This window comes from Taibaiella helva (assembly GCF_003545695.1).
In the GTDB taxonomy this organism is placed as follows: Bacteria; Bacteroidota; Bacteroidia; order Chitinophagales; family Chitinophagaceae; genus Taibaiella; species Taibaiella helva.
Genome location: NZ_QUZZ01000004.1, coordinates 499,905 through 513,007 on the forward strand (window position 1 = coordinate 499,905; position 13,103 = coordinate 513,007).

The following is a 13,103-nucleotide window of genomic DNA, read 5'->3' on the forward strand; positions in this document are numbered from 1 at the left end:
TGAGAGCGGACTTTGCTTTGTAGTTCTACCAGGATTCGAACCTAGACTAACTGAACCAAAATCAGTTGTGCTACCTTTACACCATAGAACTAACTCCCTTGCGGGGTGCAAAAGTAATCAATAATTTTTAACTGCAAAAAATTTTGCCGTAAAAAATCGAAGAATTTTACTGCCATACAAACTTGTACAAAACCACCATCAAGCCGATCAGCACCATGGCGATCAGGATGCCTCTTACAGTAAGGTATTGCTTCCGGTTAAGGAAGAAATAAAACGGGATTAGGTTGGCAATCATCGACAATGACAAGGCCTTGGATGCCGTGCTCATCATGATCGGGCTGTTGAGCATGGTGAACATCTGCAGGTATTTTCCGAAGCTGATGTCGCGGGACCACAGGAAATAAAGCACAATAAGCCCCAGTGCAGGGAACAGCAGGCCAATGACCAGGCCGAAAGCCGCGGCGTCGGGACCTATTTTCTTTTTATAGGGCCGTGAGCCGGTATGGGGATTAGGGGATAGACTCATAAGATTGATTTCATTTACAGATAAGCGGCTTCGGCTTATGGTTTCATGGCTTTCTCGATCTCTTCCACGGTGATGGGTATACCCTTGAACAGGTCCTTATTGCCGTTTTTCGTCAGCCAGTAATTGTTCTCGATGCGGATACCGATCTGCTCTTCTTCAATATAGATGCCCGGCTCAATGGTAAAGAGCATGCCTTCTTTTACCGGCTGGTTGCGTGTGCCTACATCGTGCACGTCAAGTCCCAGGTGGTGGCCGATGCCATGATAAAAATACTTACGGTAAGCGGGATTGGCCGGGTCCTGGTTCTTCAGATCCGATTTGGAGATCAGGCCGATGTCTACCAGCTGCTTTTCCATTTCCTTATTTACCTTATCGATATATTCGGCATAGTTCATGCCCGGCTTCAGGATCGCCTTGCAGAAATTGTGCACGTTCAGGCAGGCATTGTACACCTCTTTCTGGCGCTTGGTAAATTTACCGTTCACCGGTATGGTGCGGGTAAGATCGGCATTATAATTGCCATACTCCGCGCCGAAGTCCATCAGCAGCAGCTCGCCGCTTTTGCACTCCTGGTTATTGTCGACGTAGTGCAGGGTGCGCGCACGGTCGCCACTGGCGATAATGGCGCCATAAGCATGACGGGTGGCCCTGTTGCGCAGGAACTCATGCGTGATCTCCGCTTCGATCTCGTATTCCATTACACCTGGCTGCACAAACCGGCATACCCTCAGGAAAGCTTTGTGGGTAATGTCCACCGCCTGCTGCAATACTGCTACTTCCTCTTTAGTCTTGATCGCTCTTACTTCCTTAATAATGCGTGCAGCACGCTCGTAACGGTGCAGGGGGAACTGGCGCATGAAGTCGTGCACAAACAGCAGATCGGTGCGCAATACCGCGCCCCGGCGGTCGTTCTCGTTGGTGTCAAGATAAACGGTATCTGCATGGTGCATCCACAGCTGGATCTGGTCCTCGATGCTGTCCACATATTGTACATTGGCGATACCGCTGATGGCAGTCGCTTCTTCTTTACGCAGCAGGTGGCCGTTCCATTTTTCCAGCAGCTCATTGGGCCGCTGGATCACCAGCACTTCCTTCGCTTTCGGATCGGGATTATCGGGATACAGGATCACCATGGTCTTTTCCTGCACCACGCCGCAAAGCCATACCACATCGGAATTGGCTTTATAGGTGTAGACGGCATCACCATTTTCAGCCACCACAGGATTAGCCTGGAAGATAGCGATGGCGTTGGATTTCATATGCTTGGCAAACCGTTCGCGGTTGTGCCGGTATAAATCGGGATTAATGGGCTCGTACTTCATAAAATTCGTTGTGAATAAGCGGCAAAGTAAGGAAAAAATGAAGAACACGCTGTGCTATAACTATATTTACCCCTCTCAGGGGTATAGGTCATCCTGTTAAAATGAGCGGGATCAAATACCTTTGCAGCATGGCGGGTATCTACCTTCACATCCCATTCTGCAAGCAAGCTTGTAATTACTGCAATTTTCACTTTTCCACCTCCCTGCGGCTGAAGGCGGAAATGATCGATGCCCTGGGTAAGGAGATCGCATTGCAGCGGCATTACCTGGAAGGACAGACGATCGAGACCATTTATTTCGGTGGCGGCACCCCGTCCCTGCTCTCCGCTACGGAATTGATGCAGCTCTGGGAAAAGCTGGAAAATTATTTCCCGCAGCAGGACCTGAAGGAAATTACGCTGGAAGCCAATCCCGACGACCTGAGCCCGGCCTACCTGCGCGCGTTGAAAAACACGCCGGTCAATCGCCTCAGCATCGGCATCCAGTCTTTCCACGATAAGGACCTGCGCTATATGAACCGGGCGCATAATGCCGCTGAAGCCGACTACGCGGTCAAAGCGGCCCAGGATACAGGGCTGGATAACATCAGCATCGACCTGATCTACGGCACACCTACCATGACGGACAAAGAATGGCTGGAAAATATAGCGGCTGCCGTGACTTTGCAGGTGTACCACATTTCCTCCTATGCGCTTACCGTAGAACCCCGTACGGCCCTGGCACATGCCATTGCCAAAGGCAGCAGCAGGGAACCCGATAACAGCCAGACCGCGGCGCAGTTTGAGCAGCTGGTGGAACGACTCGGTGCGGCCGGCTACGAACATTACGAGATTTCCAATTTTGCCCTGCCGGGCAAATACGCAGTACACAATACCAATTACTGGAAGGGCAGACATTACCTTGGCCTGGGCCCATCGGCGCATTCCTTCAATACGGGAAGCCGCCAGTGGAATATTGCCAACAATACTACCTATCTCAAAAGCATCCTGACCGAAGGCAAAGTGCCCTTTGAAAAAGAAGTGCTTACGCCAGAAGACCAGTTCAATGAGTATCTGATGACATCGCTGCGCACCATGTGGGGCGCCGATCTGGATCATATCGCCTCCGTTTTCGGCGCTGATGCGCGGACTCGGCTGCTGGCCGAAAGCGAAACCTTTACAGACAAAGGCTGGATGCAGATCGAAGAGGGGAAAATGATCCTGACAACTGCAGGTAAGCTCTTTGCCGACCGTATCGCCTCCGATCTGTTCCGCTAAAGCAGCAGCATAAAAAGAAGCGTGCACCAGGAGGTCCACGCTTCGATAAAAGCTTTTATATTAAGAGAGGAAAAGGGTCTAAAACAGGTCGCAGGTCTCTACAGTATGGATACCGCCGTTGTCGTAGGTACCGGAAGCAGCCCTGCAGGTATTCTCCGCATTTTTCTTCGTATCGGTAATCGGGTATTCCCGTGTCTGGCCTTGGGGCAGGCCCGGAACGCCGGTATAGGTCATTTTGCACTGGCAGGTGTACTTCCGGGTACAGGAAGTTGTTCCGGCCAATAATACCAACACTGCCGATGCCAATAAAAAAGAAGTAAAACGTTGCTTCATTGCTGTAAAGTTTACAAGAGATTTTCCAAAGATAATTAACGCAGCTTATATTTCCAATGCACCGGCGCAGGATTCTCTATTCCTTCCCCTGCAACGCCCGTTTCTTCCGCCAGCGCTCGGCCGCCCGGCCAATCCACCAGAAAGAGAAGGCCAGGATCACGAAGAACAATCCTTTGTTCGTCTTGTCCCAGAAGTATTCGAAATAGCGCGTATAAATATTGATCAGGAAGAAGACCAGGCAGATATCCCGGAGAAAAGCATCTTTCTTACGGAAAGCATAAACGATAAGCCCGAGCAGCATCAGCGAAAAGGCCAGCGCCCAGAACCAGAGCCGGCCCTGCCGTATCTGCAGCCAGACATCAAAATTACTGCTGTTGCCCAGGATCGACAGGCTCCATGCCGCTACCAGGAAAAAGACCCAGCCCATAATGCGTGTAATACGGGCAAAGGTCGCCAGTACAGCTACTCTCAGCGTAAGTTGCTGCAACAGCAATATGAGCACCCCGAACAAGGACATCCTCATGGCGTAATTCATATGCAGAAAATAATCATTGCCATGGCTCCAGTAATAGGTCTGCGCTCCCCACCAGCCGGCCAGCGCGAGCAGCTGGGTTACCCATAATAATTGAGAGCGCAGGAATACCGCTATAGTGCCGTACAGCACCGCCGCTATAAAAAGAACAGGAGCGTAATTGCCGTTCTGGTAGCCGATGCTGCGGCCGATATAGGCCATCCCTACTGCCAGGCCCAGCACAATGGTAATATTAAAGGCTTCGTTGGCTGCATACAAGCCTGGTGTGCGCCGCTTGCGCCGGTAGCTGAGATAAACAAGACCCGCACTGAGCAGGATAAAACCGATACCTACCACGATCTCCGAAAAGCCGAAACGCCGGCGCATCAGCTCGATCCATTTCTCATCCATTACCAGGGCGCCAAATGCGAGCAGGCCACAGGACACGCAAGCGATGAGGGCGTAGGTCGACAAGATTCCGGTATCTGTATCTTCAAGGTTATAGCTGTTCTTCATTTTTGAAGCCGTGGACTCGTCCACGATACCCTGCTCTTGCCAATGTGCGATGGCCTTTTCAATCAGCTCTGCTTCTTTTTTATCCACTTGCATCGGCTAAAATTAGCTATTTTCGTAGCATTAAACGCTCCTGATTAAATAACAGTGATCCTTAAACGAAGCGCTCCCCTGCCCTTCAAAGCCGGCCTATTTGCCCGGCAGGTTATTTTATTTTCCATTCTCTGAAAGAGCATTTATAATGAACAACAATCTTATTGCCATTATCGGCGGCACCGGCAAGTCCGGGCAATACCTCGTGCAGGCTTTATTACAGCGCGGCTATTCCCTGCGCCTGCTGCATCGTCACCCGGAAAACCTTCTCCATTTTCCACCCGCCGTAAGGGTGATCAAAGGCGACGCCCGCGATGAGGCCGCGATACTTCAATTGCTGGAAGGCTGCAGCGCAGTGATCAGCACACTGGGCCAACCGGCCGGCGAACCGCCGATCTTCAGTACAGCCACAGGCCATGTACTCCGGGCCATGAACCTGCAGGGGCTCAGCCGCTATATCGTGGCTACAGGCCTTAGTGTCGACAGTCCCCAGGACCATAAAAGCCCCTGGGTGCAGGAAGCCAGCGGCTGGATGCATGCCCATTATCCCGCGACCACAGCGGATAAGCAAGCAGAGTATGAGCTATTGCAAAGTTCGCCGCTGCACTGGACCCTGGTACGCCTTCCGCGCATTGTCCTCACCCATGAGCGAAAGGATATCAAGGTAAGCCTCAACGATTGCCCGGGACAACAGGTGCATGCCTGCGACCTGGCCGGCTTCCTGGCCGGGCTATTGGAACAGGAACAATACCTGAGGACTGCACCTTTTATTGCCAGTCTGTAAAGCAGAAGAAGCGGTCATGAGATAGACCAGGCTTTCCACCCTTCGACTATGCTCAGGGTGACGCCGGTCATAAAGCTCCTGGTTTGTAGGGTCGTCCATTTAGGATTGTGATCAAAATTTTTGTCAGGCCGCGAAAAACTGTTCCTATATTGTTGTCGTCGGCAGCGAGTCCGAATACAACAGGAACAACATCTCAGCCTGTTTACATTTCGACTATGCTCAATGTGACAGGCTTGAGACCTTTCAGGACAGCCGCTTTTACCTACTGCTAAATTTGTACTTTTACCCCCTCAAAAAAAAGAATAGATGAGCACAATCACTGCCCGCACAGAAAACGGCGTTGCCTATATCGTCATGAACCGGCCGGATAAATTCAACAGCTTTAACCGCGAAATGGCGCTGGCCCTGCAACAAGAGCTGGACCGCTGCGCCGACGATGATTCGGTGCGCGCCATTCATCTCAGCGGCGAAGGCAAAGCTTTCTGCGCCGGCCAGGACCTGGGCGAAGCAGTAGATCCCGCCGGCCCCGAGCTGCGTGCAATCGTACGCGATCATTATAACCCCATCATCGAACGCATCCGCAATATTGAAAAGCCTGTGGTTGCTGCTGTAAACGGCGTAGCTGCCGGCGCCGGCGCCAATATTGCCCTGGCCTGCGATATCGTGTTGGCCAAAGAAAGCGCCGCTTTCATCCAGGCCTTCAGCAAAATCGGTCTTATTCCCGATAGCGGCGGCACCTGGTTCCTGCCCCGCCTGGTCGGCTTCCAGAAGGCCTCTGCGCTGATGATGCTGGGCGATAAGGTAAGCGCCGCCGAGGCCGAGCGCCTGGGCATGATCTATAAAGCTTTTGCCGACGACAGCTTTGAAACGGAGAGCCAAAAGATAGCAGAGAGCCTTGCGAAGATGCCGACCAAAGCCCTGGCTTATACCAAGGCCGCCCTGAACCTCAGCTTCAGCCATTCCCTTACGGAGCAGTTGCAGCAGGAAGAAGAATACCAGGCTATCTGCGGCGCTACCGCCGATTTCAACGAAGGCATCGCCGCTTTCCTGGAAAAGCGCCAGCCGGTGTTCACAGGAAAATAAACGACGGCGCAATACCTTATGTTATGAGGCTGCTGATGTTAACGATAAGCTTCTTGGTCGCCGGGGCTTGCAATGTGCAGGTTCCGGCTGATCAGCAGTCTGCCCGGGACCAGAGCATACAACAGCTGATCGGGTTTTGCATCGATACGACACTGGACCCGGGCCTGAACGGGGACCGGTACGATGTCGATCTCAGTAAGATCAAAACGTGGAGCCTGAACGATAAAAAGAAGGTGCTGCAAAGCCGCAAGGTAAAAGAAACAAACCTGGATTCCCTGCTGTGCCACGATAGCACCTGGCTGCAGTACGCCTACCTGGAAACGCCGGTGATCCCCATCGAATTGATCATCACCCGTATCAGCTAATGATGATCTTACCGGTTTCGGCTATCGGGCTTTGAAGTAGCCTTTGGTCTGCTTCAGGCGCACATTGCCATTCTCTGCCCGGATCTCGTAAAGCTCGTGGAAAATGCCATCGCCGGCATCGAAGCCCAGCAGGCAGTGGTAATCGCCGGCAGCCTTCTGCAACACTGGTTTCAGCACTACGCCCGGCGTCCATTCGGGCAGCTGAACGTCCGTTTCGTTAATATTAAAGCCATATTCCAGTTTGACGCGAAAAAGCCCTTCTGCGCTGGCTTCCGTAGCGATCACCGTAACGCGGAAATATTTTTCGTTCAGCTGATCCTCCTTCACGCGTTCTTTGTAGCGGGCGACCTCAGCTCCCGCAGCGGGTGGCTGCCAGGGAGCCGTGGCCATAGTTGTCTTTGGTGAAGCGGGATCAGTTGCAGTGCCGGAACAAGCTGCCAGCGATAGCAGACAGCAAAACAGGAAGGTACGATAGCTCATAAAAGGCAAACGCGGATTATTCTGCAAAAGAAAATTATTTTTACCGTACCAAAAAGCGCTACCTTTTACATTGATATGAACCAGGAGATCATTCCGCCCTATCTTCAGCCCGGCGACACAATCGGCATCACCTGCCCTTCGGGATACCTTCCGGCGGCACGTACTGTATTTGCCCGCAAGACCCTCGAGGCCTGGGGCTTTAAGGTGATTGTGGGCAGCACCGTGGGCAGCGGCCATTATTATTTTTCCGACAACGACGACCGCAGGCTCTTCGATTTGCAAAGCATGCTGGACAACCCGGACATTAAGGCCATATTGATGGGGCGCGGCGGCTATGGCCTCAGCCGCATTATCGACCAGGTCGATTTTACCGCCTTCTGCCGGCAGCCTAAATGGATCTGCGGTTTCAGCGACATCACCGTGCTGCACAGCCATATACAGGCCCGTTACGGGATCGCCACCCTGCATGGTCCTATGTGCGGCGCCTTTAAGGAAGACAATGCCGGCAGCCCGGATATCCTTTCTGTACTGCGTTCCTGGACGGGCCAGCCTTTCAGCTACCCGGTAGCGCCCAACGAGCACAACCGCAGCGGAACAGCCGAAGGCATTGTGGTGGGCGGCAACCTGGCGATACTGGCGCATCTCTCGGGCTCTGTCTCGCAAATGGACACCCAGGGCAAGATCCTGTTTATCGAAGACATTGGCGAATACCTGTACAATATAGACCGCATGCTGCTCAACCTGAAACGGGCCGGGCTGCTGGCCGGGCTCAAAGGGCTGATCTGCGGCGGTTTTACCGACATGAAGGATACAGAAAGACCTTTCGGACAAGACATTTATGAGATCATAAAGGAGAAAGTAGCCGAATATGATTACCCGGTATGCTTCGATTTTCCGGCAGGTCACCAGGATGTTAATTACAGCCTGGCGCTGGGCACGCGGTATGTGCTGGAAGTATCGGACAACAAGGTAAACCTCAGCCCCAAAGCAGGCCTGGTGCAAGTATAAGAGACGCTGATTGGTTTTTCTTATGAATAGATTTAATATCCAATTATTGTATCTACATTTATTTTCTAACTTTGCAAAAAAATCAAAGCATCATCGAAACATGAGAAAATTGACTTTGACCGCAGCAGCCGCTGCCTTGTTATTTGCAGCTACGTCCTGCAACAACTCTTCTTCCTCTGACACGGCTCAGACGGATACCGCGAAAACGGAGGCTGTAGCCACCGGTAAAGAATATACTGCCGATGTTGCTGCCACCGTGATCAAATGGCGCGGCGTACACAAAGGCGGTATGAATCCCCGCTACGGTACCCTCAACATTACCAACGGCACTGTTTCCGTAGACAACGGCAAAGTAACCGGCGGTTCTTTTGTAGTGGACCTGAACACGCTTAAAGTAGACAGTGCGTCTGTAGGCTCCGGCGAGGGCAAAAAACCTGCCGATCTGGAAGGCCATCTGAAGAGTCCCGACTTCTTCGATGCTGCCAAGTATCCTACTGCTAAATTTGCCATTACCGGCGTAGAGGCTTTCGACGCTGCAAAAGACAAGAGCCTGCTGGAAGGCGCTACCAATATCGTTAGCGGCAACCTGACACTCAAAGACAGCACTCTGAACATTAAATTCCCCGCTAAGATCACTGTTGCTGACAACGGTGTTACCGTTGAAGCCAAATTCACTGTAGACAGGACTTCATGGGGCTTAAACTATAAAGCTGAGGGCGATCCTGCCAATTGGCTCATCAGCAAAGATTTTGAACTGGACATCAACCTGAAGGCCGTTCAAAAATAGCTTTTTCATGGCTGTAAGTTTTAGAGGAAAGAGCCCGCTGTTCTCAGCGGGCTTTATTTTTTAATGCAATTCCGGCTTCGCTGCAAGGTCTTCGTCGGATAGGAAAAAACTATAGTCTTCCCTGCGGGTTTAGCCCAAACAGGTGTACATTTGCCAACGGTATTGCCGCCGGGCGATACTCCAAAAACGATACCCATATGGAATCCAACCAGCAATTCCCGGAAAGCCTTATCGCACAGGTAAAGCACGACCCGGAACTACAGCAGATAGCAGAAAAAGTGATCCGCAGGGAACGCATCACAGAAGCAGAAGGCCTGGCCTTGTTTGAACGCGGAGAGCTGAATTTCCTGGGCGCCCTGGCTAATTTTGTAAGAGAGCGTCTGCACGGCAACAAAACCTATTTCAACCGTAATTTCCATATCGAGCCCACCAACGTCTGCATCTTTACCTGCGGCTTTTGCTCTTATTCCCGCACGTACAAGAACAAAGAGGACGGCTGGGAACTAAGCCTGGAACAGATGATGGATATCGTGCGGAAGTATGATGGGGAACCGGTTACCGAAGTCCATATCGTAGGGGGTGTGCATCCCAAAATGAACCTGCAGTTCTTCTGCGACCTGCTGGAACGCATCAAAGCCCATCGTCCCGAGCTGCACCGGAAAGGCTTTACCGCCGTAGAGCTGGATTATATGATCAGGAAAGCAAAGCTGAGCATAGAAGAAGGCATGGCCAAACTGAAAGAGGCCGGCCTGCAGTCGCTGCCCGGTGGTGGCGCCGAGATTTTCGACCAAGCGATACGTGATGAAATATGCCCCGATAAAGTAGATGCCGATGGCTGGCTGCACATACATGAAACGGCTCACAACCTGGGCATGCACAGCAATGCTACCATGCTGTATGGCCATATAGAGAACTATGCACAGCGCATCGACCATATGAGCCGCCTGCGTACCCTGCAGGACAAGACCGGCGGCTTCAACTGCTTCATCCCGCTCAAATTCCGCAACAAGGATAATGATATGGCTCACCTGCCCGAGTCCTCCATTGTAGAGGACCTCAAGCTGTATGCCGTAGCCCGTATCTTCATGGACAATATCGCCAACCTTAAAGCTTACTGGCCTATGCTGGGTCGCCAAACGGCTCAGCTGACGCTGGATTATGGCGTAAACGACCTGGATGGTACCATCGACGACACGACCAAGATCTACTCGATGGCCGGCAGCGAAGAGCAGGTTCCCTCTATGAGCACGGAGCAACTGTGCGAGCTGATCCGTTCTGTAAAAAGGCTGCCCGTAGAGCGGGATACGCTGTACAACGAGATCCACGTGTACGAAGAAGAGCCTGTAAAGGAGGCATTTCGGGGAACGTTAAGTTTACGATAAAAAACGTAATTCGCGGCTGAAGAGGTGCTTATTTCCCAATAATTGTTATTTTTGAAATATCAACAAACCTCTTTCAAAACGTTCATCTTATGGAAAACTACAACCCTGTACAACAAACGGCTTCCGAAGCGGAAGGTAAGACGGCTGGCATCGTCAGTTACCTGACCATTATCGGCTGGCTGGTCGCTTATTTTGCCATGCACAAAGACAAAAAGACCGACATCGGCAGTTACCAGCTCAGGCAAACCCTGCTTCTGCATATCAGCTCTTTTGTTATTGGCATTATACTGAATATCCTATACTATTCTATGGCCATTGGCGCGATGTTCTATGTTAGCGGCCTGGTCAACCTCGCATTCTTTATTCTCTGGCTGATCGGCCTGATCGGAGCCATTAACGGCCAGAAGAAGCCGATACCACTGATCGGAGAAAAAGCACAGACGACTTTCCCCAGCATCTAAACGCTATGCGTTTCCTATAAAGAGCGGCCGCCAGGGGTCGCTCTTTTTCATTGCCAGCCACTAATAGACTTTGGTCAAGCGGTAAAGTTGGGGACGCAATTATGTGTGTTCTGGTGAAGCATCGGCCCGGCACCCAGAGAATTGCGTTTTGCTCCTACGGAGCAAAGTTCTGTTTGTTCTCTGGTGGGTCCTACAAACGTTCGACTCCTACGGAGCCCTGTAGCGCGGATAGCTATGGGAATCTGCAACCTTCCCGGTCACTGTCTGACCAGGAAAGCTTGCGTACAAGTGATGCTGCCTCCGACTGTGCTTCCCATTTCCTGATGGAAGTTCTCATAACATCACTCTATATGTCTCTGTAATTCCCCGGATTTGCCGCTTGATCCCAACTTGATCTTATTGGTGAATATAGTGAAGATGTATGCCACTTTATGTCATATCCAAAGTCAGCACTGACCGGATATTACACCATAGCAGAGCAAAATAGCCGGCCGGGATTTCCGGCCGGCTATTTTGCCCGACTTGATGTACAGGATATTCAGAACCGCAGCGTAATGCCCAGGTTCACATCGCTCATATTATCGTAACCGCCTTCAGCATACACACCGAACATGCGGGTAAAATAATATCGGGCGCCTACCTTGAACAGCGGCATCACATCAAAATCGGAACGGTCGTCGCTGAATTTGCCGTTGTAATCATCATCATAGCTATAGCTGATGTTGCGGAAACCCACGCCGGCGCCGGCATACACATCGAGCTTGCGCACAGGGATCAGCTTGTTAAAGTGATAATAGCCCATAGCGCCGATGCTAACCGAGAAGATGTGATCGGTGTAGCGCCTGTCGGGGCCATATTTATAGCGGGCTGCCGCACCGGCCACATAGCCGCCGATACCGATCTCATCGGTAATGCCATGCTCATATTTGATATAGCCGGGACCAATGCCCAGGCGTTTCTCATTTCCCCCCCAATAATCGAAACCGGTACCCGAGTTGTTCGGAAAGCCAATGCCAAAGGACAGCAGACTGGCACTGCGGTCGAAAGAGCCGCTGTTACGGCTTTTATACGGCGTTTTGTAAAAAGCTTTGCCATTTTGCGCCTGTGCTTCGGTAACGGCAAGCAAGCCGGCCGAAAACGCCAGGGTCAGGGTTAAGATCTTCTTTTTCATAAATGGTTCATTTTGTATCCAACGGCAAAGGTCACTGTAAAGTTTAAGATATTCTATAAAGGAAAAGCTAAAGTTGAACCCCTTAATCCTCATTCTTAGGCAATTAGACCTGGTTCTCCACCGGGCCCTTTGTATGATGAGGCGTTAATGTATGAAGTGTGAGTTACAGCCCGCTCAGCACATCATTGATCCTGAATGCGCTCATATCAAAGTATTTCTCATCGGCCGAGGGGCTGAATTCGATGAGGTCGCGCTGCATTTCGGGCTTACCCTTTTTGTCGTAAAGAACGGAACGGACCATAAAGCCATTGATCATGTCCTTGTATTTCGGATGCCCGGGAAATTTATAGCTGCCGAGACGGGCGCCCAACATATAGTTTCCGCTCAGGTCGAGCTTCACTTCACGCGAAACCCAGGCGTCCATAGTGGTAAAATGAGCATTGTCGGGATAGGTATAGATAAACTTACGACAGTTGTAACCGTTGATCATCTGCTGCTCGTCAGTGGCCTTCCAGGAAGCCTTATCGTCGCTGCCGCTGCGTTCGGCTTCTTTCTGCGCGGCCTTTTCGATCATCTTCTGCATATTGACCAGGGGCATTTTCATGGCGGAACGGTCGCGCAGCATTACCATATAATTGGCTTTGTCGGCATAGTTGAAGATCATCCACATTTCATCCTTTTCGCCTTCCCGCATGACCATGCATTCGCCGGTCTTACCAAAGACGATCTTATCCCTGGAGGTATTCTTTACCTCGCCTTTTTTATTGAATTGCTTGCTCTCAAAGACGATCGTCGCCTGAACTTTATTGCTGGGATCTTTATACCGCTTGTCGTTTTCATAGGTGATCTTTTCGATCTCCTCTTTTCCTTTTTTGCGTTGCGGATCACCATATTTCTTTTCCATGCGTTTCTCGATCCCGTTGCGCACAGCAGACCGCTGCGCATAAGGTACCAGAGGAGCATACAGGAGGGCGGCCAGCATAAGGGCCATACCCGTGCGGGCTCGGGAATTCATAGCTGTAAAGGAT

General features: G+C 51.3%; 15 protein-coding genes and 1 tRNA gene. 8 read left to right on the forward strand and 8 right to left on the reverse strand.

All coding sequences use genetic code 11. From position 1 onward, the window contains the following. Nucleotides 1-20: 20 nt before the first annotated feature. The 3 genes from DZC79_RS10070 to DZC79_RS10080 form a co-directional block, all read right to left on the reverse strand. Nucleotides 21-91, reverse strand: a tRNA-Gln gene (locus DZC79_RS10070). Nucleotides 92-166: 75 nt separating this feature from the next. Next, nucleotides 167-526 carry a hypothetical protein gene (locus DZC79_RS10075; protein WP_118951425.1) on the reverse strand — a complete coding sequence of 120 codons (360 nt, stop codon included), beginning with the start codon at nucleotides 524-526 and terminating at the stop codon, nucleotides 167-169. Nucleotides 527-561: 35 nt separating this feature from the next. Beyond that, on the reverse strand, nucleotides 562-1,848 hold the full coding sequence (locus DZC79_RS10080; protein ID WP_118951426.1) for an aminopeptidase P family protein: 1,287 nt from the start codon (nucleotides 1,846-1,848) through the stop codon (nucleotides 562-564). A gap of 101 nt (nucleotides 1,849-1,949) precedes the next feature. Here DZC79_RS10080 and hemW point away from each other — a divergent pair, with 101 nt between their 5' ends. Beyond that, nucleotides 1,950-3,104 (forward strand): radical SAM family heme chaperone HemW, encoded by a 1,155-nt coding sequence (gene hemW / locus DZC79_RS10085; RefSeq protein ID WP_232831806.1) that lies wholly within the window; start codon nucleotides 1,950-1,952, stop codon nucleotides 3,102-3,104. A gap of 78 nt (nucleotides 3,105-3,182) precedes the next feature. On the opposite strand, the gene DZC79_RS10090 is transcribed toward hemW, so the two are convergent. Both DZC79_RS10090 and DZC79_RS10095 read right to left on the reverse strand, forming a co-directional pair. Next, entirely contained in the window at nucleotides 3,183-3,437 is a 255-nt protein-coding gene (locus DZC79_RS10090) for a hypothetical protein (protein WP_118951427.1), read from the reverse strand. Between the two features lie 76 nt (nucleotides 3,438-3,513). Further along, nucleotides 3,514-4,557, reverse strand: coding sequence for a hypothetical protein (locus DZC79_RS10095; protein WP_118951428.1), 1,044 nt, complete (start codon nucleotides 4,555-4,557; stop codon nucleotides 3,514-3,516). A gap of 145 nt (nucleotides 4,558-4,702) precedes the next feature. Between DZC79_RS10095 and DZC79_RS10100 the strand changes: the two genes are divergently transcribed. The 3 genes from DZC79_RS10100 (at nucleotide 4,703) to DZC79_RS10110 (ending at nucleotide 6,786) form a co-directional block, all read left to right on the forward strand. Beyond that, on the forward strand, nucleotides 4,703-5,338 hold the full coding sequence (locus DZC79_RS10100; protein ID WP_118951429.1) for an NAD(P)-dependent oxidoreductase: 636 nt from the start codon (nucleotides 4,703-4,705) through the stop codon (nucleotides 5,336-5,338). A 306-nt stretch (nucleotides 5,339-5,644) separates the two neighbouring features. Beyond that, on the forward strand, nucleotides 5,645-6,421 hold the full coding sequence (locus DZC79_RS10105; protein WP_118951430.1) for an enoyl-CoA hydratase-related protein: 777 nt from the start codon (nucleotides 5,645-5,647) through the stop codon (nucleotides 6,419-6,421). A gap of 23 nt (nucleotides 6,422-6,444) precedes the next feature. Next, entirely contained in the window at nucleotides 6,445-6,786 is a 342-nt protein-coding gene (locus DZC79_RS10110) for a hypothetical protein (RefSeq protein ID WP_118951431.1), read from the forward strand. A gap of 21 nt (nucleotides 6,787-6,807) precedes the next feature. On the opposite strand, the gene DZC79_RS10115 is transcribed toward DZC79_RS10110, so the two are convergent. After that, complete coding sequence (locus tag DZC79_RS10115; protein WP_118951432.1) at nucleotides 6,808-7,266, reverse strand: hypothetical protein; 459 nt, start codon at nucleotides 7,264-7,266, stop codon at nucleotides 6,808-6,810. Between the two features lie 75 nt (nucleotides 7,267-7,341). Between DZC79_RS10115 and DZC79_RS10120 the strand changes: the two genes are divergently transcribed. The 4 genes from DZC79_RS10120 (at nucleotide 7,342) to DZC79_RS10135 (ending at nucleotide 10,904) form a co-directional block, all read left to right on the forward strand. Further along, nucleotides 7,342-8,274 carry a S66 peptidase family protein gene (locus tag DZC79_RS10120; protein ID WP_118951433.1) on the forward strand — a complete coding sequence of 311 codons (933 nt, stop codon included), beginning with the start codon at nucleotides 7,342-7,344 and terminating at the stop codon, nucleotides 8,272-8,274. 100 nt (nucleotides 8,275-8,374) lie between these two features. Next, a complete protein-coding gene (locus DZC79_RS10125; RefSeq protein ID WP_118951434.1) occupies nucleotides 8,375-9,061 on the forward strand; it encodes a YceI family protein in 687 nt (228 codons plus the stop codon). A gap of 197 nt (nucleotides 9,062-9,258) precedes the next feature. Beyond that, nucleotides 9,259-10,443 carry an aminofutalosine synthase MqnE gene (gene mqnE, locus DZC79_RS10130; RefSeq protein WP_118951435.1) on the forward strand — a complete coding sequence of 395 codons (1,185 nt, stop codon included), beginning with the start codon at nucleotides 9,259-9,261 and terminating at the stop codon, nucleotides 10,441-10,443. A gap of 89 nt (nucleotides 10,444-10,532) precedes the next feature. Further along, entirely contained in the window at nucleotides 10,533-10,904 is a 372-nt protein-coding gene (locus tag DZC79_RS10135; RefSeq protein ID WP_118951436.1) for a DUF4870 domain-containing protein, read from the forward strand. Nucleotides 10,905-11,442: 538 nt separating this feature from the next. On the opposite strand, the gene DZC79_RS10140 is transcribed toward DZC79_RS10135, so the two are convergent. Continuing rightward, nucleotides 11,443-12,075 (reverse strand): porin family protein, encoded by a 633-nt coding sequence (locus DZC79_RS10140; RefSeq protein ID WP_118951437.1) that lies wholly within the window; start codon nucleotides 12,073-12,075, stop codon nucleotides 11,443-11,445. Nucleotides 12,076-12,238: 163 nt separating this feature from the next. Next, complete coding sequence (locus tag DZC79_RS10145) at nucleotides 12,239-13,090, reverse strand: DUF4412 domain-containing protein (RefSeq protein WP_118951438.1); 852 nt, start codon at nucleotides 13,088-13,090, stop codon at nucleotides 12,239-12,241. Between the last annotated feature and the right edge of the window lie 13 nt (nucleotides 13,091-13,103).